The organism is Exiguobacterium sp. s150 (assembly GCF_018618435.1).
GTDB lineage: Bacteria > Bacillota > Bacilli > Exiguobacteriales > Exiguobacteriaceae > Exiguobacterium > Exiguobacterium alkaliphilum.
This window is the reverse complement of the sequence record NZ_JACSMC010000004.1, coordinates 74588-98292: the sequence shown is the minus strand read 5'-3', so window position 1 is coordinate 98292 and position 23705 is coordinate 74588. Positions and strand designations below refer to the sequence as shown.

Here is a 23705-nt window from a genome sequence, read left to right as displayed (position 1 = left end):
AGATTAGAGGTGAATCCTATGAAAGAATCGCCTACGGTTGAGTTCAAACGAGAACTTACTGACGCTGTCGTTCATGAAGTAATTGCGTTTGCCAATACGCAGGGCGGCGTCCTTTATATCGGGATTGAAGATGATGGGACAGTAACCGGTGTCCCTGACGCGCATAAAACACTCGAAGCAGTTTCAAACAAACTGCATGACAACATTCAACCAGATATTCTTGTCCACTTATATCTAGAAGTTATAGAACTAGACGAAAAAGAGGTCATAAAAATAGCTGTGTCCCGAGGGACAAGACGCCCATATCATTTGAAAAAGAAAGGCATGAAATCGTCGGGTGTCTTCATCCGGTACGGTACATCTGTGACTAATGCATCGGAAGAAAACATTCGTCAAATGATTATCGAGTCGGATGGAACGAACTTTGAAACGATGCGTAGCCTAAAACAAGATTTGACTTTTGAGGAAGCTTCTCACGTTTTCAATCAAGCCAAAGTCAAGTTTGGCGCGGAGCAACAGCGTACACTCGGTCTCTTGACCGATGATGATTATTACACAAATTTAGGACTTCTTCTTTCTGACCAATGTGAACACTCAATCAAGTGTGCTCGCTACCTAGGAAATGACAAACTAGAATTTCAAGATCGCAAAGAATTTAGCGGCTCCATTCTTGCACAAGTCGAATCCGTCTATGAGTACCTCAGCCTAAACAATGCAACGTCAGCACGCTTTGTCGGGTTAAATCGAATCGAGACCGAGAGTTATCCGAGCCCTGCTTTGCGAGAAGCTCTTGTAAACGCCGTCACACATCGCGATTATAGTTTTAGTGGCAGTACGTTGATTCATTTATTCCAAAACCGAATCGAAATCGTCTCGGTAGGCGGACTCGTAAAAGGCTTAACGCTCGAAGATATTGATTTAGGTATTTCCCAAAGCCGAAATCCAATGTTGGCCAATGTATTGTATCGACTGAAATGGATTGAAAGTTACGGCACCGGGTTACAACGAATCAAAGAAAGTTACAAAGAAAGTCTCGAACGACCATACTGGACTACGAGTCCGAACGCTTTTGTCATGACGTTGCCTAAACAAAAACGAACGACACCAGACGCTGACGAAAACGAACTCGAACACTGGCTCAGTCAACGGTCTGAATTCACGACAAAAGAACTCGAAGCTTATTTAAATAAAAGTAAAGGGACTGTCCGAAAACTCATCGAACAGTTGATTGCCGAACGAAAAGTGACCCGCGTCGGAAACGGTCGAACGACGCGCTATCGCACATTAAACTAAACAAGAGCTCACGGACTTTCGTCCGTGGGCTCTTGTTGCGACTGCGCGGGCATCTTGAGCGGTAAAAAATAATGGTCGCATCCTTCCCACCCTAGCCGCTCGCTCAAAAAATCGAACGACGTACGGAAGAAATCTTGGACGTCCCCGTCTGCTGTATGTTCGAGTGACAAGAAACATTCGCTCATCGCGGCGTCATAGTAGGCGTCCGCCGGTTGTAGCCGCTCCGACGGAAGTTCCGTATATTGGAACGGATACGGCAAAATGAAAAATGTCGGCATGTCGACGGACGCATCCCCGAGCCAAAAGCCGAACTCAATCATCGGCTCGTCAAACGCCGCCTGCTCGATGACCAAATCTTTCGGGAACGGTTCGTGTGCGTTATAGACGATGAGTGACGAGACGTCGAACGTGCCCCAGAACAAGGCCGGCATCACTTTCCGGCACCGGAGCGGGGCGAGGAACATTGCTTGTTCCCTTGCCGCATCACGGAACAACTGGAGTCCTTTTTGCGCCGCATCGGCATCATAGGCGAGCGGCGTCTCGTTTCGGTCGAGCCACCACGTCTCGGCCATCTCTTGCGATTTCGGATTGATCCTGACCGTGACGCCAGACGACTCGAGCGCCCAGACGATGGCGTCGTAATACGATTTGATGGACGTCCCGTCGGCAAGCAGGATGACCGCTCGACTACCCTCGACGTGCACGGTGATTTCTGAGATCAGGACATTGACTTCAATCTCGAACCACCTGCCCCCGCTATAGAGCGGTCCGGTCGAGAAGCCGCTCACGGTGAGCGGTAACGTGACGTGGGCCCATTGCGGCTGTTGCGGGGCAAGCCCGAGTTTAATTTTCCCTAAAATTTGTGACACGAGGTGGAGCGTGAGCTTCGTATCCGCCCACTCCGAGTGGCGCAGCATGTGCATAATCGATTCCCCATTTCTCCATTGAACGTCCGACGTGACTCTCTTACCGATTCCCGATGAGGTGGTGCGACAATCAAAAAAATCCACAGGCGTCTGCCTGCGGATTACTTACGCATCTCTTGAATTCGTTCGAGTTGGTGGGTCAACTCGCCGATTGGCACGAACCGGGCCCGGCGGAGCATCTCTTTTCCGTTCATGAAGTATAAGACGACAGGCACGGTGAAAATCGAGTACGCGCCGGCGATGTCGGGCACTTCGTCCGAATCGATTGCGACGGATGCGATTTGCGGGAACGCGGTCAGCATGTCTTCGACTTGCGGCTTGAGCGCATGGCAGACGCTACATCCCGGGTGCGAGACGTAGACGAGGAGCTGGTCCGCTTCTCTGATCCGTTCGTTCAAGGCGTCAAGGGTCGTCACGCTTTCCATATCCATCCCTCCTTCCGTTACGCGTCGAGCCAGAGCACACCGACCGTCTCGAAGCCGGCATGGACCGCGATCGACGGGCAGAAGCGCGTGCGCACGACGTCAAGTGTCGGCAGTTTCGATTCGATGAGCGCGACGAGGTCGTCTTGCATCGACGGAGCGAGCGCCGTCTGGACGAAGACACGGTTGTCCTTCACTCCGTTCGCGGCGTGACGGCGTTCGAGCTCGGTCACCATCTCGGCGTACGCTTTCTTGAGCGAGCGCGCCTTTTTGAACGGGATGACTTTCCCCGTCTCATCGAGCGTGATGATCGGCTTGATGTTCAAGATGTTGGCGAGGAAGAGCTCGCCTGACGAGACACGGCCGCCACGGCGCATCGTCTCCATGTTGCCGATAATCATGAAGAAGTTCTTCTTGTCGCGCCACGCCTCGAGCAAGTCGACGATCTCTTCTGGAGACTTCCCTTCTTCTTCAGCGGCACGTCCAAGGCGGACGAGCTCTTGTTGCGCCTCGAGCGCGGCGTGGCAGTCGACCGTGAACACCTTGAAACCGGCCGCTTCGGCCGCTGCGCTCGAATTTTTCACCGTCGAGCTCAACCCGTTCGAGCAGTGGACGGCGATGGCGCAGTCGTAGCCGTCTTCTTTCAGCCGCTCATAGCGGGCGATGAAGTCACCGAAGATCGGTTGTGACGTCTTCGCCTCTTTCTTTTGTTCAATCATATAGCGGTGCAAGTCTTCAAGCGACAAGTCCGTCTCGCTATAGCCGCTGCCGTCGACAATCAATTGAATCGGGACGATCTCGACGCCGAGCGTCGCCGCCTCCTCTTTCGAGAAGTTGGCCATACTATCTGTGATCCATGCGATTTTTGTCATAAGTACAAGTCCTCCAGTGGTCGTTCTAATTTGTCTTCTCTCATTATACATGATTTCAGGCGCCACTTGCCTGATGAAAAAAGCAGGACGATTCGCATCGTCCTGCCCGAGTCATTTTGTCGAAATCAGTTTCGTGTGGGCGAACTCGTCGTGCGGAAGTTCGACGTCTTTGTTCGACTTCATCTGTTGGAGCGCCCGGAGGAGTGGGAGCCCGAGCGTCGCCGGGTAGACGACGTCTTTATAGAGCGTCCGTTTCACGACTTGTTCGAGCGAGAGCGGACGGCCGTCTTGGCTGACGACTTTGATGCCGACGACCTGGTCACCGATCGTCTGGCCGTTCCGATTTAAGAGGAAGTATACTTCTCCGGCGATTGTAACGAGCGTCGGTAAGTAATAACGCTTCACTTCTTTTTTGGGCCAAATTGTTTTGCGAATCGATTTTTCAATCAGTTTGGCCGGTGTCTGAAAAATGAGTTGGTCGATTTGACTGGCGACGGCACGCTTCCAGATTGGGACTGCCACGTTCATCATCCTTTCGTTTCGGTTCTAGCCTTTCAATTCCTCTTTTGGCTTCGCTTGAAACGCGGAAAACGGGCAGCCGGAACGGGCGAACAAGTTCGGCGTCACGATCCGGTCCTCATAATGTTGGTGAAACACGTGCGTCGCGGCCGGTGAGAGCGGCGGGATGAGCCAGCTCCACTGCCCCGTGACGTCACGTCCCGCGTCCGTCTCGTTTTTCTCGAACCGCTTGAACTGTTTGGCCGCCGTATGATGGTCGACAATCGTCACGCCGGACCGCTCGAACGACTGCAAGACGGCGACGTTCAGCTCGACGAGCGCGCGGTCGCGCCAAAGCGTCCGCTCTTTCGTCGTGTCGAGCCCAAGCGACGTACCGACGATTGGCAACAAGTCATAACGGTCGGCGTCGGCCAAGTTGCGCGCCCCAATCTCGGTCTCCATGTACCAGCCGTTGAACGGCGCCGACGTGAAGCGGAGCCCACCAATCTCGAGCTCCATGTCGGCGATGGCAGGGACCGCATGCCATTTGATGGTCCGCCCGTCAAACAAGTCGTAGTCGTCATGGCGAATCTCGACCTCGAGCACCGCGTCGTCCGGCAATTCGTATAGCCGTACGTCTTGCCCGTCCGTAATCAGGAGTGGCAACACGTCAAACGCCGTCCCGGCACCGCGCCATCCGAGCCGTTCGGCTTGTCTCGTCATGTTGAGCGACAACGGGTCGCCGATGATCCCTTCCGCCGTCTCATAGGCGGCGTAGCGGACGAGCTGGCTGTTCAAAAGACGAAATTCGTTTGGGAGAACGGTCATCGTCGAGCGGATTTTGCCGCCGTTCGTGGCGAAACGGAGATGTGCGACGAGCGCGTCGAACACCTCGTCAAACGTCGTCACGTCCCGGGCGTCGCGCACGTGGAGCGTCTGCCAGAATAGCCGGCCGATGCAACGGTTCGAGTTGCGCCAGGCGAGCTTCGCCCCTTCCGTCAACTCTTCGGTCGTCAGCGTATACGTGCCCGTCCGATTGATTTCCGTCTCCACTTCCATCCATCGTTCCGTCTGGTCTCCTGTCAATTGTGAGAAAAAGTCTCGTGCTGCCTGTACCATCATGTCTATCTCCTCTTCATATCTGTCCTTTCCATAGTAAAGGATTTGCACCTTCCTTTTCCACCCGTGACATACGAAAAAAGCGAGCCCGAATCGGCTCGCTCCAATTATTCGCTTTTCTCGACCAAATCTTTTGAATGTTGAATCGTGAACCCGCGAGGCTTCTCGCTCTCGAGCGACGTGAGGCGCTTCTCAAGCTCAACCGTCTGTTCATAGAACGCCTCATATTGATACAATCCGTTCGCGAGCTCCGTCAATCGCTTCACTTGAATCGAGAACGGCGGTCCTCCGTCGTCGAGCAAGATGACGAGCGTGAGGTCACTGTCGACGGGCAGTCGAATCGACCCATAAAAGGCAATCGTCTTGAATCCTCGCCGCATGATGACGATTGGCGACGTTCCGACGGCCACCGTTTGATTGCGCAACCGGGTGATTGTGATTCCGGCGTGAATCAATCGGCTTGATGCTTGGACGGTCTCGACATATTCTTCGATCGGGGTCAACGTCCCAAGCTCGAGTGCTTGTTCGAACTCGTCGATTTTCAACGGTCGGCTGAAAATGTATCCTTGGATGACGTGACAGCCGAACTCACGAAGTCGAAGCAAGTCATCCATCATTTCGACCCCCTCGACGACGACGTTCATGCCGAACTCCTCGGCGATGAGGAGTAGACTTCGAATGATACCTTGTGCTTTTCGACTCTGGTTGACGTTATGGGCGAAGACACGGTCGATTTTGATCGTCTGGGCACTGTACGCCTGCAAGTATGCAAGCGACGAGTAGCCCTTCCCGAAATCGTCGAACGCGATTGGGACACCGAGGTCGTTCAACCGTTTGAACGCCTCTGTAATCTGTTGGGCGTCCTCGAGTAACGACGTCTCGGAAATCTCGACCTCGAGGTAACTCGGCGGGATGTTGAAACGGTCGAGCATATCTTCAAGCACATGCTCGAAATGTTCTTGGTACAAGTACTTGGCCGAGACGTTAATCGAGATCGGGACTTTGCGTTTGAGCGACGCCAAATAACGGCACACTTCCTCGATGAGCCAGTTCGTCAAATCGAGGTGTAGATTGCTCTCCTCGGCGAGCGGGATGAACTCTGCCGGTGAGATTGATCCCCACGTCGGATGCGTCCAGCGCATGAGCGCCTCCGCCCCGACGATTTGTCCGGTCCAGGCGTTCACTTTTGGTTGATACATGAGATAAAATTCGTTATTTTTCAACGCCCCGCGCATGTCGCGCAAAAGTTCGTATCGTTTGAGCGACTCGATATCCATCTGTGACGAGTATAGCTCAAGTTGCGTCCCGACTTTTTTATCGACCCGGTTCATCGCGATACAGGCATGTTTAATCAGCTCGCTCGCCTGTGCCCCGTCTTCTGGGAAGCGGCTCACACCTATCGAAACTCTGGCGAACAAGTCGTAGACGTCAATCCGAAAACGATACGTCGACAGACTCCCAAGCGTCTTACCGAGTGTGATCACTTCCGGGTCCTCCATCCGCCTCGGCAAGATGATTAACACGTTATCGGCGTCCAAATGGCCGAGCAACGCATCCTTTGGTAATCGTCGAATCAATTGGTTCACGGTCGCGATGCGCCACTTGTCCCCGAGCTCGTAACCGAACGTATGGTTGATTTCGGCAATCCGATTGAACGACAGCGACAATAAGGTGAATGGGTCACGTCTACGCGTCAACTGGTAGACCGATTCAGTAATCGACTCTCGGTTCGGCATATTCGTGATGGGGTCGAGCGAGGCGAGCCGCCAAATTTCTTCTTGTTGTGCTTTCAGTTGTGTGATGTCTTTGACGAGTGTTCGAAAGCCGACGACTTCCCCGGACTCGGAAAAAATTGGCTCCCGGTTCTCTTCAATCCATTTGACCTCACCCTTGGCGAAGATGCGGTACGAGAACGTCGACGGCTTGCCGCTCAATGTGACTTCCCGCGCTTGATTGACTTTCGGCACATCGTCCGGAACGACGACTTTCTGCCAAAAGTCCGGATGCGCATTGAACTGCTCTTCGGTATAGCCGAAAATGAGTGAGAAGCCCGGAGTCAAAAACTTGAACCGCTTCGTCTCGAAGTGACGCTCGAAGATGACCGAGTCGACGATTTCGCAAAGCTGTCTTACTTTCGAACGTTCTTTCGTCAGTTCTTCTTCCGCTTTTGACAAGTTCGTCACATCGAACATCGCCCACGTGACGGTCTTGCGATCTTTTGACACGCCAACCTTCACGATGAGCTCGATGTAATTTCTCGTCTTCGGGTTGAGGACACGCAATTGCGTCTCATATTCAAACCGTTCCGGATCCTTCAGTAACGTCTCGATGGCCGATGCAAACGTGCCCCGCTCTTCTTCATGTATCAATTGGCGGAAATGCTCCCGTTTCATCTCACCGAGTTGACGTTTCGTCAAACCGAGCAGTGCCCCTGTTTGCGGGGAATGATAAAAGTCTCCGGTCTCAAGGTTCAATTCAATCAAAATCAGCCCGGGGATTCGCTCGAACAGCGTACGACTCACTTTCAATCGGTTATAGTTCTCCCGAAGTTCAGTCTGTGTCGTCAAATCTTTGACCACGCCGTAGAGTCCGGTAATGACGCGTCCGGAATAAAGCGGCGTGTTTGTCACGGAAAAGTGTGTCACCCGCCCGTTAGACGTTTGTGTTTTTAGCTCGTAATGCACCGTCTCCCCGTTGAGAGCGCGGGCATGATAGTTGCATATCCGTACCCGTTCTTCGCGGTCCAACCATGAGTTCGACTGAAGAAACCGCACTTCCTCTCCGTTGAATAAAAGCGACAACTTCTCGTTCGAGTCAATTAACGTCAACTCTCGATCGAGCACGTAGACAGCGTCTGGATATTGATCCAATAAAAGCGGATCAAGGTTGATTCGTTCGCCCCGTTCAAGTTGTTCAACGTTCGATTCCAATGCGTGCTTCCAATTTCGGAAGAAGCCCATGTTCACCACTCCCCGGCGTGACAAATGTCACAAATATTGCTTACTATCTTCATTATATAAGACAAGCTAACCAATATTAGTATTCTTTTTTGAAAATAAGGTTAATGTTGTATGGTTAATACATAAATCCAACAGAATGTCACGATTCGATACACAAGTAAAATCACTCCCGGTTCACATTTTAGACACATTATATCCACGAAAAAACCCGAAGGACGGCTGTCCCACGGGTTCGAGCGTTACGGTTGTTTCACGACCACCGTCGCGTACGCCGGCACCTCGACATAGCCCGAGACGCGTTTAATCGTCTTCGTGCCTGCCTGATTGCCGTCGACGATCACGTTCCACTGCCCTTTCGGGAGCTTCACTTTGACCGTTTTCGCGTTGGCGTTATGTGTGATGAACAAATCTTTCTTCTGGCCTGGTGCCTTGTCGTCAATCAAGTACGTGATGACGTTCGGCTCAGAACGGTAGAACTTGACGTTTTTCTTGACGTCTTTCGCCTCCGTCATGCGAAGGCCTGGGTTGGCTTTACGCATCTCGATCAACCCTTTCATGTACTGGACGTCCGCCTTCCGGTCGGCGGCGCGTTTCCAGTCCATCTGGTTGATGCGGTCAGGCGACTTGTACGAGTTGTGGTCGCCTTCTTTCGTCCGCATGAACTCTTGGCCGGCGTGGATGAACGTCGTCCCTTGGCTCGTCAAGAGGATGCTCGAGGCGAGACGGTGCATCTTCGTCCGGTCCGCTTCCGACGTCTCCGGGTTCGTGAGCTCGAGCTTGTCCCAAAGCGTATGGTTGTCGTGCGCCTCGACGTACGTGATCGCTTGCGTCGGTTGCTTCGTGAAGCCTTTGATGTCCGCGTTGTAATCGATTTCCCCGACGATGCCGGTCTTGATGCGGTTCTCAAGGCCGTCTTTGCCGTTGATAAAGCCGTTGTCCGTATCGATGAAGACGCTGCCTTTCAAGCCGTCACGGATGTTGTCGTTGAAGTGCGCGACGCCTGGCATCTTGTAGGCGTTCTTTTGGTTCGCTTTCAATGCCGGGTCGAGTGGTGTGCCGAGGTCCCAGCCTTCGCCGAAGACGAGAATTGACTTGTCAACCTTGTCGAGCGCTTGGCGGACTTTGTTCATCGTGTCGACGTCATGGATACCCATGAGGTCGAAGCGGAACCCGTCCCACTTATACTCGGTTGCCCAGTACACCGTCGAGTCGACGATAAGCTTTTGCATCATCTTCCGCTCCGAGGCCGTGTCGTTCCCGACGCCGGTCCCGTCCGCGAAATCGCCGCCTGCCGTGTAACGGTAGTAATAGCCAGGAACGATTTTGTGAAGGTTCGACGCCTGGGCATCGAACATATGGTTGTAGACGACGTCCATGACCGCGCGCAAGTTATGGTCGTGGAGCCCTTGAATCATCTCTTTCAATTGCATGATGCGAACTTTCGCGTCATACGGGTTCGTCGAATACGACCCTTCCGGCGCGTTATAGTTTTTCGGATCGTAACCCCAGTTGTATTTCGCGTCCGGGTTCGTCTCATCGACCGATGCCGTGTTATAGTCGTACACCGGGATGAACTGGACGTGCGTCACGCCTAAATCTTTGACGTGGTCGAGCCCTGTCTTCGTGTTCGTCTTCTTGCCATTCTCAATCAAGCGAGTACCAGGTTGGACGACACCGAGGTATTTGCCTTTATGGCGAATGCCTGAGTCGTACGTATTCGACGTCACGTCGAAGATCGAGAAGTCACGGACGTGCGTCTCGTAAATGATCGCGTCCGTCGATTGCTTCAACTGTGGTTTCATGTTGTTCCAGCGTTTCGGATTCGTCTCTTTCAAGTCGACGATGACCCCTTGGTCGCCGTTCACGCCGACTGCTGTCGCATACGGGTCGACCGCACGGATGCTGCCCGAGGCGTGCTTGACGCTATACGTGTAGCCGATGCCGTCGAGGTCACCGCGCACTTCCGCGACCCATGTGCCGCGGTCCCCACGTTTCATTTGAATCGTCTTCTTGATGTCTTGATCGTTTGCCGGACGGTCTTTCGGCATGTTCCAAAGCTCGAGTTTGACGTCTTGGGCCGTCGGTGCCCACAAGACGAAGTTCGTCTTCGACTTTTGATACGTGATGCCGAGCTTGCCGTCGTACGCGTACTTCGCGTCGAACTCCGGTGAACGGAGCACGTCGCCCGCTTGGAGCACGCGTTCCCCGAACGTCGGGTGCGTCGCCGTGATGACTTTCGTCAAATCGATGTCCTCGTTTAAGTGGACCGTGACCGATTTGTCACCTGTCACCTCGACTGATTTCACGTTCGCCCCGCTAATTTTCAGTTCGTTCGCGAACGATGCGTCAATCGCGCGGTTGAGCGTGAGCTTCGCCGTGCGGAACGTCGTCGCCTCGAATCCTACGATTTTCGGGGAGCGATCGATTTCAGGCTCCGAATAGTAAATCGTCGACTCGCCTTCGACGAGCCAAATCTCTTTCGCCGTGCTGAGGGCGAAGCGGTCTTCGCCGTCTTTCTCGGCCCACTCACCTTTTTTCGTGATGAGACCGATCAGTTTCTTCGCGTCCGGATTCGCGAACTTCACGTTCGCCACGGCGCCGAACTCGTCCGTCTCGTCGAACGCGATGCTCTGGCCATCTCCGCCGTCCGGCCAAGTCCAAAGACCCCAGTCCGTGTATGTATTGTCATAGCGGAAATAGTGTACTTTCATGTCGACTTCTGTCTTCGCCGTGTCCCCGTCCGGGTTCGACGTGTAAATCTTCGAGTCCCCCGACTTGATCCACACTTCGGCGACGCCGTCTTTAATCATGTCGCTCGTGATGAAGCGGTCGTTCTCAGACCCTTTGTCTTTGTCCCAATTGTCCGTGCGGACGATGAGACCGAGTCGTTCCGGTGAATCGACCGGGAATTCGTAGGCCGCCACCTTGCCGAAGTCGTCCTCACCGTTGAAGGCGAAGCCTTTGTTCGGGAAATAATCTGGGCCATTCGCCCAAAGCCATAAGTTCCAATCCGTCTGATTGCCAGGCGCCTCTTGATAGTGGACGACGACTAACGTCGACTTTCCTTTATCGAGGGCTGACGCTGACATCGGAAACATTGACAGAATTAGTGCAAACGTTAGCACAACTGCCCATACGGGTTTCCATTGTTTGTTGACCATGTGGGTCCCTCCTTGTAGCATGAAATTTGAGAAAACGCTTACACAAAAATTGTAAACGTTTCCTTTTGGGAATTCAATGTTTTTCTAATCTAACACCTAACGATTCCCACTTCACACCATCGGTTAGAAAACCTCCTTCATTTTCCAAATAGAAAACGATTGCATTTTCGCTCGCTTGGACTCTATATAGAAGTTAGAGGAGGAATTTTCAGCTCATGTCATTCACGAATCTCATCAACAACTTGATTGCCAACGCGAGTCTTCTGCTCGTCGGCCTCTATATCATCTCCCGCGTCACGAAGCTCGGGTTCACGACGAAACTGCCGATCCGGCGCCAAGTGACGATTTCCTTTTTACTCGCCGGACTGTCCATTTTGATTACATTGCACGGCGTGCTCTGGAACGCCCAGGCCGACTTCCAATACGGTTTTGTCCCGCTTATCATTGCGGCACTTTACTTCGGTTTGCCTGGGATACGGATCACATACGTCGCGAGCATCCTCGTCTTGCCGTTCATCTTGTCGGAGACGTTGCTAATGATCACATTCCTCGACTACACGCTCGCTGCCGGTGGATCGATTGTCTATATGCATCTACGGGAACGCATTAAACCGACACGTGATATTCGCATCGTCAATGCAATCAGTCTCGTCTTTATTAGCGCGTTATCAATGTTAAATTTCAGCAATTACGACCACTCTACGACGTACTTCTTGTCCTTGATTGCGTTCGTCCTCATCGGCTATTCGGCCGGGTTCGTCCTCCATATTGTTTACGGCGGGATGCGCAAGATACAACGGTCGGAGCGGCTCATCACAAAATATAAGGAAGCTGCCTTCACCGACGCGCTCACCGGACTCGGCAACCGGAGGCGTTTCGATGAAGAGATGAAACGGGTCGACGAAGAAGTATTCACGAGTCCGCAAGACGTCGCCTTGCTCCTACTCGACATTGACCATTTCAAATCGATTAACGATACATACGGCCACGACGCCGGGGACGCCATCTTGATCGAACTCGGGCATCGTTTGGCCGAGACGGCACGAGCCGACGACATGGTGTGTCGCAACGGAGGCGAAGAGTTCTCCGTGCTGTTGGCCGACTGCAACTTGTCGCAAGGGTTCGTCATCGGCAAACGCTACTTACGGCAAATCTCCGAGACACCGTTTTTCTTGCCGGACGGCTCTTCGGTCGACCTCACCGTCTCGATCGGTGTCGCGAGCACATCAGAGGCAAAAGTCGTCACATCGACGCAACTCATCAAGAAAGCGGACATCGGCTTGTACGTCGCCAAACGGAGCGGCCGCAATCGGCTCGGCAAATGGAATGAATTGAAGGCGAACTAACCCCGATGCGGCGGCGCACCGGGGGTTTCTTATAGCTTATTGAACTCATCCAACGACTCTAAATACCAACGATAACCTAACTTGATTTCATCATCCGTCCAGTCGTTCGCCCAAAGCGCCCTCGGGATACGGCCAGTGAACTGCGCCCCGCCCACATGTGCCAAAATATAAGACCCGACATGTTCACACATGCTTCGCGTCAAAAACCTCGTCACGTGAATGCCGTCCTGACTCTCGAGTACGATATCGAGCCGTCGCCCCTCTTGCTCGTCGAGAATCAATTGGTTGTAGCGTCGATGCGCCTCGTCCTTATGCTTATACACCATGCCTCGCCGCGCGTTGTCGTCACGTTCCCACTTAAAGTCCGCTCGTTCTTTCGCGTTGAAGATCTTCGCGAGGACGGCCGGGTCGTCAATCGTGATGCAGCAAAAGATGTGCGGATACGACAGTTGGTCGTCATTCACCAAGTCCATGATGTCCGTCTTCGAGATGATGCGCGCCTTGTAACGGACGAGCAGACGGCGAACGACCTCTTCTTTTTCGAAGACGAGCCACTGCTTTCGTCGTTCGAACTTTTCATGGAGTACTTTATAGTTCATATCAATCACCTCACCAAAGCCAGAAATCTTCCCCATGTGTGACGATAAAGCGATCTAACCAAACAGTGAACTCTACATTGAGATACTGCGCATCCTCAATCGCCCCTGTTTTCCACATCCAAATCAAATAATCATCACGGCCCGCTTTGACACGTTCGGAATCAATCAAGATAACAGAAACATGTAAATCAACGATTGGATACCAAGAATTAGGCCATAACTTATAAAACCGATTCATTAACACAATATTATCGAGTGACAAGATTTCAGGACCACCCCCGTATTCTGGATCATCAAATAATACCGCCCCGTTATGTAACCTCAAAAAGTTGCGGAACGCCTCCGGGACGCCCCACTTCGTCTTCTCTTCGAATCGCTCAATCTCTTCTTCCGTCAAAGGATCTCCATACGAAAAAGAAACGAGCTTCGTCCGTCCGTAACCAACATAGATGTTTGATGTCTCACCGTATATTTCTTTTGTCGCCTTCACAATCTGTTCAACTTCCAAAAGTGACGCACCACCTTCCATGCTTATCTTACAACAAAAAACGGCGCCCGAATCACTCGGACGCCGTCTGGCTCAGTTCCCGTACTTCTTGAACAATTGATAGTTCTTGTTGCCGCCTGACAAATTGTACACGTCGGTGAACCCGAGGTTACGAAGCACGTTTTGCGCCGCGTTCCCCGTCACCCCGCCGTTACAGTAGACGACGGTCGGCTTGTTCTTGTCCATGTCTTTGGCCGCCGCACGTAAATCACCGAGCGGCACGTTGACGGCGCAGTCGACGCATGCCTTCTCGAACTGTGCCGCTTTCCGCGTATCGATGATTTGCATGTCTTCACCCGCGTCGATCCGTTTCTGAAGTTCGGCTGGCGTGATGAGACGCGCCGATTTGTTCATGCTGTTCGCGAGCGCCATGCCCGTGTACATGACCGGGTCTTTCGTCGTCGAGAACGGTGGCGCGTAGGCGAGGTCGAGGTGGAACAAGTCATCGACTTTCGCCTTGAACGTCATCGCCGTGACGAAGACATCGATTCGTTTGTCGACCCCTTCGAAACCGACGATTTGAACACCAAGCAACTGACGCGTCGCCCGGTCGCCAATCGCTTTAATCGTCAAGTCTTTCCCGCCCATATAGGCCGGCTTGTCCGGTTTTGTGTTGTGGAGCACTTCGACATCATAACCGAGCTCACGCGCCTCACGCTCTGAGAGACCCGTCTGCGCGACGGCTTGACCGAACACTTTGAAGATACCCGTTCCGAGGATGCCGCGATGCTCGAGGTCGCCGCCCGTCAACAAGTCGCCGAGGGCACGGCCCATCTTGTTCGCCGTCGAACCGAGCGGACGCCAAATCGGCTTCCCGGTCACGAGTGAGAAGCTCTCCGCGACGTCACCGGCCGCGTACACGTTCTCGACGTTCGTCTCCATCCGCTCGTTGATGGCAATCGCACCGGTCTCTCCGATGTTGACGCCAATGGACTTGGCGAGTTCCGTGTTCGGCCGCACGCCGACCGACAGGATGACGAGATCGGTGTCAATCGTCTTGCCGCTCTCCGTGACGACACGTTCGACGTGCCCGTCCCCGACGAGTTCCGTCACCGTCTCGCCGAGCAGGAGCTCAATGCCGTTCTTCTCGAGATGGTCCTCGACGCGGCACGCCATATCCTTGTCGAGCGGCGGCATCACTTGCGGGATGCGTTCGATGACCGTGACGTCGACACCGCGCAGCTTGAGCTGCTCGGCCATCTCGAGCCCGATGAACCCGGCCCCGATGATGGTCGCATGTTTCGGACTCGTCGCATCGACGAAGTGTCGTGTCGTTTCCGCGTTCTGGATGTTACGAATCGGGAACACGTTGTCCGAATCGACGCCCGGGATCGGCGGGATGATGCTCGAGGCGCCAGTGGCGAGAACGAGGCGATCATACGTGTCCGTGAACGTCTCTCCCGTCTCGAGGTTTTCGACCATGATCGTCTGCGCATCTTTGTCAATCGCCGTCACGTTATGGCGCGTCAACACGTCGAGCTGATAGCGTTTCTTAAAGAACGCCGCGTCACGCGGTGTCAAATCATCACGCGACTCGACTTCTCCGCCGACGTAATACGGGATGCCACAACCCGAGTACGAGATGTCGTAATCCCGGTCGTAGATGGTGATTAGTGCGTCTTCGTTATTCCGACGTGCCTTTGCCGCGACCGATGTCCCGGCAGCGACTGAACCGATGATGACTAATTTCATATTAAACTCTCCTTAATAAAGTAATAGACTGATGTATAAGCCGAGCAAGGTGATGGCGAGCGTCGGAATCGTCAAGATAATTCCGACTTTAAAGTACTGCCCCCACCCAATTTTGAGTCCTTTTGACCGGAGCACGTGAAGCCAGAGCAGCGTCGCGAGCGAGCCGATCGGTGTGATCTTCGGACCGAGGTCGGACCCGATGACGTTCGCATAAATCAATGCTTCCCGAATCTGACCGGTCGTATTCGTCAAATCGATGGCGAGTGCGTCAATCATGACAGTCGGCATATTGTTCATGACCGATGACAAGATGGCCGCTAAGAAGCCCATCCCAAACGTCGCTGTGAACGCGTTGACGGCGAACCAGTCGATGAAATTGGCGAGCACTTGTGTCAGTCCTGCGTTTTGCAGACCATAGACGACGATGTACATCCCGAGCGAGAAGAAGACGATCGCCCACGGCGCGCCGCGGAGGACCGTGTTCGTCCGAACGGCCGGTGAACGGTTCGCCATGATCAGGAAGAACAAAGCGATGATACCGGCAACGATGGAGACGGGGGACCCGACGATGTCGCTCGTGAAATAGCCAATGACGAGCAGGGCGAGCACGACCCACGACATACGGAACATCCGATGGTCTTTAATGACCGAGGCCGGTTCGACGAGCTTCGAGACATCATAGTGTTTCGGAATGTCCTTTTTGAAGTACAAGTACAAGACGAGCAAACTTCCACTGACGGCGAACACGTTGACGAACACCATCCGGGCCGCGTATTCGGCGAACCCGATGCCGAAGAAGTCAGCCGAGACGATGTTGACGAGGTTCGAGACGACGAACGGCAGACTCGCCGTGTCGGCGATGAAGCCGGAAGCCATGACGTAAGCCAACACGACCGCGTCCGGCAGCTTCAAAGCCCGCACCATCGCGAGGACGATCGGCGTCAAGATGAGCGCCGCCCCGTCGTTTGCAAACAGCGCAGCGACAACCGCTCCGAGAAGCGTAATATAAACGAACAGCTTCACCCCGCCGCCTTTTGCGATACGGGCCATATGTAGAGCGGCCCATTCAAAGAAACCAATCTCATCTAAAATGAGCGAGATGACGATGATGGCGATAAAGGTGAACGTCGCGTTCCAAATGATGCCCCAGACCGTGCCGACGTCACTAAAATCGACGACGCCGGTGATGAGGGCGACGGCGGCCATCCCCATCGCCGAGTAACCGATGCCGAGGCCTTTCGGTTGCTTGATGATGAGGAAAAGCGTCACCAAAAAAATGATACTAGCAATCCACTGCACAATGTGTTCCTCCAATAACCTCTATTTATGTTTAGTTAGCAAGTTTGTTGCAGACCGCGAAGGACGAGGCTCACGCCGTCCTCCGTCGATTCGACGTCGAGGGTGACGTTCTCCGCCATCGCTTCGGCGTCTTTGGCGACGGCGAACGTGAGTCCATCGAAGTCTTTGACGTCGTCCGTCGTTTCCGCCGCGGCGACGACCAGCCCGAGCGTCGGACCACAGCACCCTGCCTCCGTACAGATGCGGACCGCTTTCGTTTCTTCCTCCGTCAATGCCACTTTCATAAAGTCGATTGCTTCATTTGTCACGTTCATTTGACTTCCTCCTTGAGTAGTTGGGATAGTGCCGGATAACCGACCGGCAGTTGTTCTTGCCACGACAAGAGTGTCGGGCGCGGATACGCGTGCACGCGTTCAAGCCACGATGACTCGCTCGCGATTTTCGCCGTCAATAAATTACTCGTCACGTCGAGCGGGGTGAACGATTGGTTGACGACCCAGGCGAACGGATGAATCTCGGCCCGCTCTAAATCAACGACGAGACGCTCCGCTTCATACACCGGTGTCGCCTCTGGGAGCGTCGTGATGACGACGTGCGTCTGTTTCGGGTCACGAAGCTTCGGCAGCAAATCACGAACCGCTTCCGGGACGATGCCAGTCGAGCGTTCGAGCTCCCGGTGATAACTCTCGGTCGCGTCCAAGAGGAGAAGCGTATGGCCGGTCGGCGCCGTGTCGATGACGACGAAGCGATCTTTCGCTTTCGCCACTTGACTCGCGAAGGCGCGGAAGACGGCAATCTCCTCGGTGCACGGTGACCGTAAATCTTCTTCGAGCATCAAACGCTGCTCATCCGTCATCTCGCCCGCTTCCCGGAACACATCCATCCGGTACTTCTCAATCTCGACTTTCGGGTCGATCGCGTCGACCGTGAACGTCGACGGCACGTCCTCGCCGATCGTGAAGGCGACGTGCGCCGCCGGGTCGGTCGTCGTCAAGTGGACCGCATGGCCCCGTTCGCTGAGTGCAACGGCAATGAGTGAGGCGAGTGTCGTCTTGCCGACCCCGCCTTTCCCCATCGTCATGATCACGCTCGGTCCGTCCGCTTCCATCGCATCGACGAGCGTATCGATCGAGCCGTAACGGCTCGCGTCATACGTCTTGTCCGGGACGGCGACCGTCTCCCCGTTCACCCAGCGGCGTAAGGCCGGCACGCCGACCAAGTTCTCGTACGCATACGGGAGCATGAACGTCTCGAGATGGGCGACGGCTTCTGGAAGTTCACCGAGCGCTTGTTGTTGCCGTTCGATGAACCGTTTCGTATAGCGGTCTGTCCCTTCGTCGAATGCGACGACGCCGTTGATGACGAGTTGCATCCGCTCGATCCCGATGGCGCGCAGCTCGGTCGCGGCACGTGCCGCCTCGACGAGCGTCGAGACTTCAGGGCGGGCAACGAGGAGCAACGTCGTCTCCTCTCCGTTCGACAACGTCTCAACCGCTTGCTTGTATTGGTTTTGCTTATCGGCAAGTCCTGCGAGCGGGCCGAGACAAGACGCACCGGTCGTGTTCGTCTCGAGAAATTCATCCCACGCGCTCGGGAGCGTGAGCAACCGGAGCGTATGGCCGGTCGGCGCCGTATCAAAGATGACATGATCGTACGCCTCCCTCGCCTTTTCTGACGTCAACAGCTCGGTGAACTGGTCGAACGCCGCGATCTCGACCGTACAGGCGCCAGACAGCTGTTCTTCCATCGACTGGATGGCGACGTCCGGAAGCACGCCGCGATATGGTCCGACCATGCGTTCCATATACTGCTTGGCCGCCTCTTCCGGGTCGAAGTTCGCAATCGAGAGCGCGGTTCCCGGTACAGGGCGCGGCGTCTCGTCGAGCGGCATCTCGAACACGTCCTGCAGATTGCTTGCCGGGTCGGTCGAGACAAGCAAGACGCGCTTGCCGCGGTCGGCGAGCGTCAACGCGAGACTTGAGGCGGTCGACGTCTTGCCGACGCCGCCTTTTCCCGTCAAAAACACGTAACGGGTCGGCTCGATCGTCTGAAAATTAAAGCGGTCCATAAGCATCCTCCTTATTTTTTGAGCGTGATGCGCACTTTCGGCTTCTCTCCGCCTTGTTTTGCGAACGCCGTGACCGGTAGTCCCGTCAGTTCAGCGATCTCGTCGTTTGTCAAATAGGCGCCGCGCTTAAAGATCGTGCCGTCGACGAGCGTGAGCGGCAACGACTCAAGACCCTGCTTAATCTCGTCTTGGACGAGCTTGTTCTCGACGAAACGGTTCGGCTCAGACGCGAGATTGTAACGGGCGACGTCAAAACCGCGTTGTTTTAACACATAATGAACGGTCGCGATTCGCGTCAGTTCTGGGTCAATCGATGGACCGCACAATCCGGTCGGGCAGCACATCGCCGGTTCGAACACTTCAAGTTTCATTTTGGGTCCTCCTTAAATCGCACAGTCGGTGTCACAGTCGCAATTCGCATCGACCGTCTCGACTTTATCCAACAATCCGACGAGCGTCGTGTAGAATGGGCTCGTCTCGTTCAACCGATAGTGAATCCATTGTTTGTCGCGGCGCTCCAAAAGGAGCCCCGCCTGCCGCATCATCTTCAGATGACGGCTGATGGCCGGCTGCGAGATGTCGAAGCAGTCGACGAAACTGCAGGCGCACTGTTCACCGTCTTGCATCTGCTTGAGCATCGTCAAACGCGTCGGGTCGCCGAGCACCTTGAGCACTTTGCTCAACTCTTCTGCTGTATGCATGTTCATTCTCCTTTTCTGTATAACAATAACGTTATATAACCTTCACGTTATGAAACTAACATAGTTTTTAACGAGAAGCAATTGTCTTTCCTGAAAAAGTTAGGTATGATAAACGACGTTGTGAAACTAGGTGTCGGCAGGACCACTTTCTTCATATAATTTGCGTTTTGATCTTCGTGAGACTCGGAGGTCAAAGTCAAAAATCTAGAGAGGTGTGTTCTTTTGGAAAAACTAAATACAGTAAGACAAGATTGGCTCGGCAACGTCCGGGCCGACGTGCTCGCGGGGTTCGTCGTCGCGCTCGCGCTCATCCCAGAAGCGATCGCGTTCTCGCTCATCGCCGGTGTCGATCCGATGGTCGGACTCTATGCCTCGTTCATCATTGCGATGGTCATCTCGATCGCCGGGGGCCGGCCAGCGATGATTTCAGCCGCGACCGGTGCGATGGCGCTCGTCATCGTCTCGCTCGTCGCCGATTATGGGTTGCAGTATTTGCTCGCGGCCGGGATACTCGCCGGAATCATTCAAATCGCGCTCGGTTACTTCGGCATCGCCCGGTTAATGAAATTCATCCCGCGTGCCGTCATGGTCGGCTTCGTCAACGCCTTGGCGATTTTAATCTTCCAGGCGCAGTTGACGAACTTTGAAGGGGAGAGTTGGATCATCTTTGCGCTCGTCGCCGGATCGCTCGCCATCATCTTCTTGTTCCCGCGCATCAACAAAGTCATCCCGGCGCCGCTCGTCGCCATCGTCGTCATGACGATTTTGGCGGTCACGCTCGGGCTCGAGACGAAAAACATTAGCGACATGGGGACGATCTCCGCAACGCTCCCGGAATTTTTATTCCCGAACGTCCCGTTGACGTTAGAGACGTTGCTGATTATCCTCCCTTACTCGATCTCCCTCGCCTTCGTCGGATTGATCGAGTCGCTTTTGACGGCACAAATCGTCGACGACATGACCGGTACGGATTCGAATAAAAACCGCGAATCGAAAGGTCAAGGCATCGCCAACATCGTCGCCGGTTTCTTCGGCGGGATGCCAGGTTGCGCGATGATTGGCCAATCGGTCATCAACGTCTCATCCGGGGCACGCGGTCGCCTGTCGACATTCGTCGCCGGGCTCGCCTTGTTCATCATGATCATGACGATGAGTGACATCTTGATGCTCATCCCGGTCGGTGCCCTCGTCGGCGTCATGTTCTTCGTCTCGTACGCGACGTTCGATTGGGGGTCGCTCAGAGGACTTCGTACGGCGCAGAAATCAGACACGGTCGTCATGCTCGTCACGGTACTCGTGACGGTCATCACACACGACTTGTCGCTCGGTGTGTTCGCCGGGATTTTGACGGCGGCGATCCTCTTCGCTGCGAAAATTTCGAAAGTCGAGCTCGACCGGAACGTCGAGCAAGACAACGTCCACTACACGGTGAACGGCCAACTGTTCTTCGCCTCGACATCCGAGTTCGTCAACCGGTTCGACCTTGAAGAAGACGCGGAAGCCGGCATCAAACACGTGACGATCGACTTCGCGAACACGCATCTGTGGGACGACTCGGCCATCGGCGCCATCGACAAAGTCGTCTTCAAATATCGCGCGCTCGGCATCGAGCCGGAACTGTTGAACTTGAACAAAGACTCGGAGAAATTGCTCAACACGCTCGCGCTTCACTTGAAACAACAAGATGCGAACGCCGGACATTGATGAATTTGCTGTCCGTCACGTCGGCCAATCGCATATACTAAAAAGAGATCGTGTGAAAGAGGAGGACTTGTATGGGAAAGGTATTTATCGCGGCAGACGGTTCTGCCCACTCGAAACGTGCCCTTGAGAAAGCGATTCAACTCGCCAAGGCGTCAGACGCTACAATCGATCTCGTTCATGTCGTCAGCGCGAAAGAGTCAAAAGAAGCCGCGCTCAACTCGACTGGGAAGATCGACCTCGAGACGAAACGAAAGCGGATGCTACAGCCACTCTTCGATTTGATTGAGTCAGCAGGCATCGAGTATGAATACATCGAGCTTCGTGGCGAACCGGACGTCGAACTCGTCAAGTACGCCAACCACGAACCTTACGAGTACGTCGTCGTCGGGTCACGCGGGTTGAACGCGTTCCAAGAGTTCGTGCTCGGCAGCGTCAGCCACAAGCTTGCCAAACGTGCACTCGCCCCTGTCATCATCGTCAAATGAGTAAATCCCTTTCTCCGCCACGAGAAAGGGATTTTTTGTGTCCGATACAGGAACTGACCGGCAGATGTGGAATGGAGTTAAAGAATGTTTTGAATAAGGAGGGACTCATATGGAAATCGCAAACGATTCTGGCATGTTATTGCTTATTTTATTGCCACTACTCATTTTACAGCTCGTCTTGCTGACGTTCGCGTTAATCGACCTATTTAAGCGAAATGAGACGAACGGGCCGAAGTGGGTGTGGCTACTCGTCATCTTGTTCATGAATATCCTCGGGCCAATCATCTACTTCCTCTGGGGACGGACGAAACGATGAAAGTGGACCATCTCACGAAACGGTTCGGCACGTTCACCGCGCTCGATGACGTCAGCTTCTCGCTCCGTCCCGGCTGTACGTCACTCCTCGGCGAGAACGGGGCCGGTAAGACGACACTGCTCAACATGATGGCTCGGGTGACGACGCCGACGTCTGGTAAACTGATTGGTCATGACAGCATTCGTATCGGTTACTTGCCGCAGCGCCCAGCGCTCTATCCATCGCTCACCCCTGTCGAGACGATCCGGTACGCTGGCGAACTGACCGGAACAAAACCGGATCCCGTGAACCTGCTCGCCCGCGTCGGTCTCGAGCCGGTCGACCGCCCCGCCTCCCAACTATCAGGCGGGATGCGGCAACGGCTCGGCATCGCCCAAGCGCTCGTCCATGATCCGGAACTGTTGCTCCTCGATGAGCCGGTGTCGGCGCTCGATCCGCGCGGCCGCCGGGAAGTGCTCGATCTGTTGAGCGACTTGAAACGCGAGCGGATGATTCTCTATTCGACCCACGTCTTGCCCGACGCCGAAGAGGCGAGCGACTGGGTGCTGTTGCTGCGGCAAGGCAAACTGCTCATGGAAGGGACGGTCACGGATTTGCTCGGCTCGAAGTCATCGATTCAACTTCGACTGTTCGACGATCCGACGTCAATGGACGTCTGGACCGCACTCCCAGGCGTGATTCGTGTCACACGCTCCGGGACGTCGTGGGAACTCGAGACGTCAGCGAAAGACGTGACGGAGCGAGCCGTCTTGAAGACGATCCTCGACCACGACTTGCGCCTCCAGTCGCTCCACGTCGGCCATCCTTCGCTCGAATCGCTCTTCTTGGAGGTGAACGCATGAAGACCGCCATCTTCAAACAAGAATGGAACGAGTCGTGGCGCAACAAACGGCTCATCTGGGTGCCTGTGGCGCTCATGCTACTCGCCGCGATGCAGCCGCTCACGCTCTACTTCTTACCCGATATTTTGGCAGCCGGCGGCAATTTGCCGGAAGGCGCCGTCATCGAGATCCCCGCGCCTTCACCGGCCGAGGTGCTGTTGTCGGCCGGTGAACAGTTACGGCAAATCGGTCTGCTCGTCGTCCTGTTGTCGGCGATGCATACGTTCAGCCAAGAACGGACACTCGGTACGCTCGCCTGGCTGAAATCATTGAACATCCCGGCGACGCGCATCGTTGTCAGTAAATGGGGACACTACACGCTCCTTTCGACCGTCTCGCTTTTACTCGCACAAGGAACGGCCGCGTATTATACGTTCATCCTCTTCGATGCGTTCGATGTGACAGACTTCCTCGTGTCGACCGGGCTGTTGATCGCCCATTTCATCGTCCAACTCTCGATTTTCTTCTTGTTCGCTGCCTTGCTCGAAAGTGGCCTCGTCGCACTCGTCATCACGCTCGGCGGCCACCTCGTCTTGTCGCTCCTCATCAGTTGGCTCGAGTGGAACTGGTTACCGTGGCGGCTCGGCGGCTTGTCCGGGGAAGCGCTTCTGCTTGACGTGAAGCCGCTCTGGGCATTGCTGAGCGGATTGTTGCTCGTCGGTCTCTGTCTATTCCTCGCCTCGAAGTACTTGCGCTTTTTGAGCAAATCGTCCTGATTGACGTCCTAGAAAAATGGGTCCCTTTCAGTCGTTCATCCCTCTTCATTTCGGGTATAGAATGATTACAAAATAATTCCAATTCTATCGAATGCTGGAG

The 23705-nt window shown here is 54.3% G+C and carries 22 protein-coding genes; 7 read left to right on the top strand and 15 right to left on the bottom strand.

The features are described 5' to 3' along the window. Positions 1–18 precede the first annotated feature (18 nt). On the top strand, positions 19–1293 hold the full coding sequence (locus KNP76_RS04065) for an RNA-binding domain-containing protein (protein WP_211780673.1): 1275 nt from the start codon (positions 19–21) through the stop codon (positions 1291–1293). An 8-nt stretch (positions 1294–1301) separates the two neighbouring features. Here the strand turns inward: KNP76_RS04065 and KNP76_RS04060 are convergent, their stop codons facing one another. The 7 genes from KNP76_RS04060 to pulA all read right to left on the bottom strand — a co-directional run bounded on the left by KNP76_RS04060 (position 1302) and on the right by pulA (position 11188). Continuing rightward, on the bottom strand, positions 1302–2210 hold the full coding sequence (locus KNP76_RS04060) for a DUF5996 family protein (protein ID WP_251137331.1): 909 nt from the start codon (positions 2208–2210) through the stop codon (positions 1302–1304). A gap of 110 nt (positions 2211–2320) precedes the next feature. Then, on the bottom strand, positions 2321–2644 hold the full coding sequence (locus tag KNP76_RS04055; RefSeq protein ID WP_214842874.1) for a thioredoxin family protein: 324 nt from the start codon (positions 2642–2644) through the stop codon (positions 2321–2323). 17 nt (positions 2645–2661) lie between these two features. Further along, positions 2662–3513, bottom strand: a complete 852-nt coding sequence (locus tag KNP76_RS04050) for a DegV family protein (RefSeq protein ID WP_214842873.1) — start codon at positions 3511–3513, stop codon at positions 2662–2664. A gap of 111 nt (positions 3514–3624) precedes the next feature. Next, positions 3625–4041, bottom strand: coding sequence for an RDD family protein (locus tag KNP76_RS04045; protein ID WP_251137330.1), 417 nt, complete (start codon positions 4039–4041; stop codon positions 3625–3627). 18 nt (positions 4042–4059) lie between these two features. Beyond that, the gene (locus KNP76_RS04040) at positions 4060–5133 is read right to left on the bottom strand and encodes a nitric oxide synthase oxygenase (RefSeq protein ID WP_214842868.1); all 1074 of its coding nucleotides are present in this window, start codon (positions 5131–5133) and stop codon (positions 4060–4062) included. A gap of 104 nt (positions 5134–5237) precedes the next feature. Then, the gene (locus KNP76_RS04035) at positions 5238–8090 is read right to left on the bottom strand and encodes an EAL domain-containing protein (RefSeq protein ID WP_214842861.1); all 2853 of its coding nucleotides are present in this window, start codon (positions 8088–8090) and stop codon (positions 5238–5240) included. Between the two features lie 239 nt (positions 8091–8329). Next, the gene (gene pulA / locus KNP76_RS04030; RefSeq protein WP_251137329.1) at positions 8330–11188 is read right to left on the bottom strand and encodes a type I pullulanase; all 2859 of its coding nucleotides are present in this window, start codon (positions 11186–11188) and stop codon (positions 8330–8332) included. 278 nt (positions 11189–11466) lie between these two features. On the opposite strand from pulA, the gene KNP76_RS04025 reads away from it, so the two are divergent. After that, on the top strand, positions 11467–12597 hold the full coding sequence (locus KNP76_RS04025) for a GGDEF domain-containing protein (protein WP_214842857.1): 1131 nt from the start codon (positions 11467–11469) through the stop codon (positions 12595–12597). Positions 12598–12626: 29 nt separating this feature from the next. On the opposite strand, the gene KNP76_RS04020 is transcribed toward KNP76_RS04025, so the two are convergent. The 8 genes from KNP76_RS04020 to KNP76_RS03985 form a co-directional block, all read right to left on the bottom strand. Further along, entirely contained in the window at positions 12627–13196 is a 570-nt protein-coding gene (locus tag KNP76_RS04020) for a hypothetical protein (protein ID WP_214842855.1), read from the bottom strand. 10 nt (positions 13197–13206) lie between these two features. Then, entirely contained in the window at positions 13207–13704 is a 498-nt protein-coding gene (locus KNP76_RS04015; protein WP_214842853.1) for an SMI1/KNR4 family protein, read from the bottom strand. 72 nt (positions 13705–13776) lie between these two features. After that, positions 13777–15435 carry an FAD-dependent oxidoreductase gene (locus KNP76_RS04010; protein ID WP_214842851.1) on the bottom strand — a complete coding sequence of 553 codons (1659 nt, stop codon included), beginning with the start codon at positions 15433–15435 and terminating at the stop codon, positions 13777–13779. A 12-nt stretch (positions 15436–15447) separates the two neighbouring features. After that, complete coding sequence (locus KNP76_RS04005) at positions 15448–16734, bottom strand: arsenic transporter (RefSeq protein WP_214842849.1); 1287 nt, start codon at positions 16732–16734, stop codon at positions 15448–15450. A gap of 35 nt (positions 16735–16769) precedes the next feature. Further along, entirely contained in the window at positions 16770–17048 is a 279-nt protein-coding gene (locus tag KNP76_RS04000) for a Fe-S cluster assembly protein HesB (RefSeq protein ID WP_214842847.1), read from the bottom strand. Beyond that, complete coding sequence (arsA, locus tag KNP76_RS03995) at positions 17045–18802, bottom strand: arsenical pump-driving ATPase (protein ID WP_214842845.1); 1758 nt, start codon at positions 18800–18802, stop codon at positions 17045–17047. The genes KNP76_RS04000 and arsA overlap by 4 nt, the downstream gene beginning before the upstream one ends. Before the next feature lie 11 nt (positions 18803–18813). Next, entirely contained in the window at positions 18814–19173 is a 360-nt protein-coding gene (gene arsD / locus KNP76_RS03990; protein ID WP_214842843.1) for an arsenite efflux transporter metallochaperone ArsD, read from the bottom strand. Positions 19174–19185: 12 nt separating this feature from the next. Then, the gene (locus tag KNP76_RS03985; protein ID WP_214842841.1) at positions 19186–19503 is read right to left on the bottom strand and encodes an ArsR/SmtB family transcription factor; all 318 of its coding nucleotides are present in this window, start codon (positions 19501–19503) and stop codon (positions 19186–19188) included. A 222-nt stretch (positions 19504–19725) separates the two neighbouring features. On the opposite strand from KNP76_RS03985, the gene KNP76_RS03980 reads away from it, so the two are divergent. The 5 genes from KNP76_RS03980 to KNP76_RS03960 all read left to right on the top strand — a co-directional run bounded on the left by KNP76_RS03980 (position 19726) and on the right by KNP76_RS03960 (position 23605). Further along, entirely contained in the window at positions 19726–21207 is a 1482-nt protein-coding gene (locus KNP76_RS03980) for a SulP family inorganic anion transporter (protein ID WP_214842839.1), read from the top strand. A 71-nt stretch (positions 21208–21278) separates the two neighbouring features. After that, positions 21279–21692 (top strand): universal stress protein, encoded by a 414-nt coding sequence (locus KNP76_RS03975; protein WP_034817869.1) that lies wholly within the window; start codon positions 21279–21281, stop codon positions 21690–21692. Between the two features lie 109 nt (positions 21693–21801). Continuing rightward, the gene (locus KNP76_RS03970; protein ID WP_051690367.1) at positions 21802–22008 is read left to right on the top strand and encodes a PLD nuclease N-terminal domain-containing protein; all 207 of its coding nucleotides are present in this window, start codon (positions 21802–21804) and stop codon (positions 22006–22008) included. After that, on the top strand, positions 22005–22850 hold the full coding sequence (locus KNP76_RS03965) for an ABC transporter ATP-binding protein (RefSeq protein WP_214842832.1): 846 nt from the start codon (positions 22005–22007) through the stop codon (positions 22848–22850). Before KNP76_RS03970 ends, KNP76_RS03965 begins: the two co-directional genes overlap by 4 nt. Beyond that, a complete protein-coding gene (locus tag KNP76_RS03960) occupies positions 22847–23605 on the top strand; it encodes an ABC transporter permease subunit (protein WP_214842830.1) in 759 nt (252 codons plus the stop codon). The genes KNP76_RS03965 and KNP76_RS03960 overlap by 4 nt, the downstream gene beginning before the upstream one ends. Positions 23606–23705 lie beyond the last annotated feature (100 nt).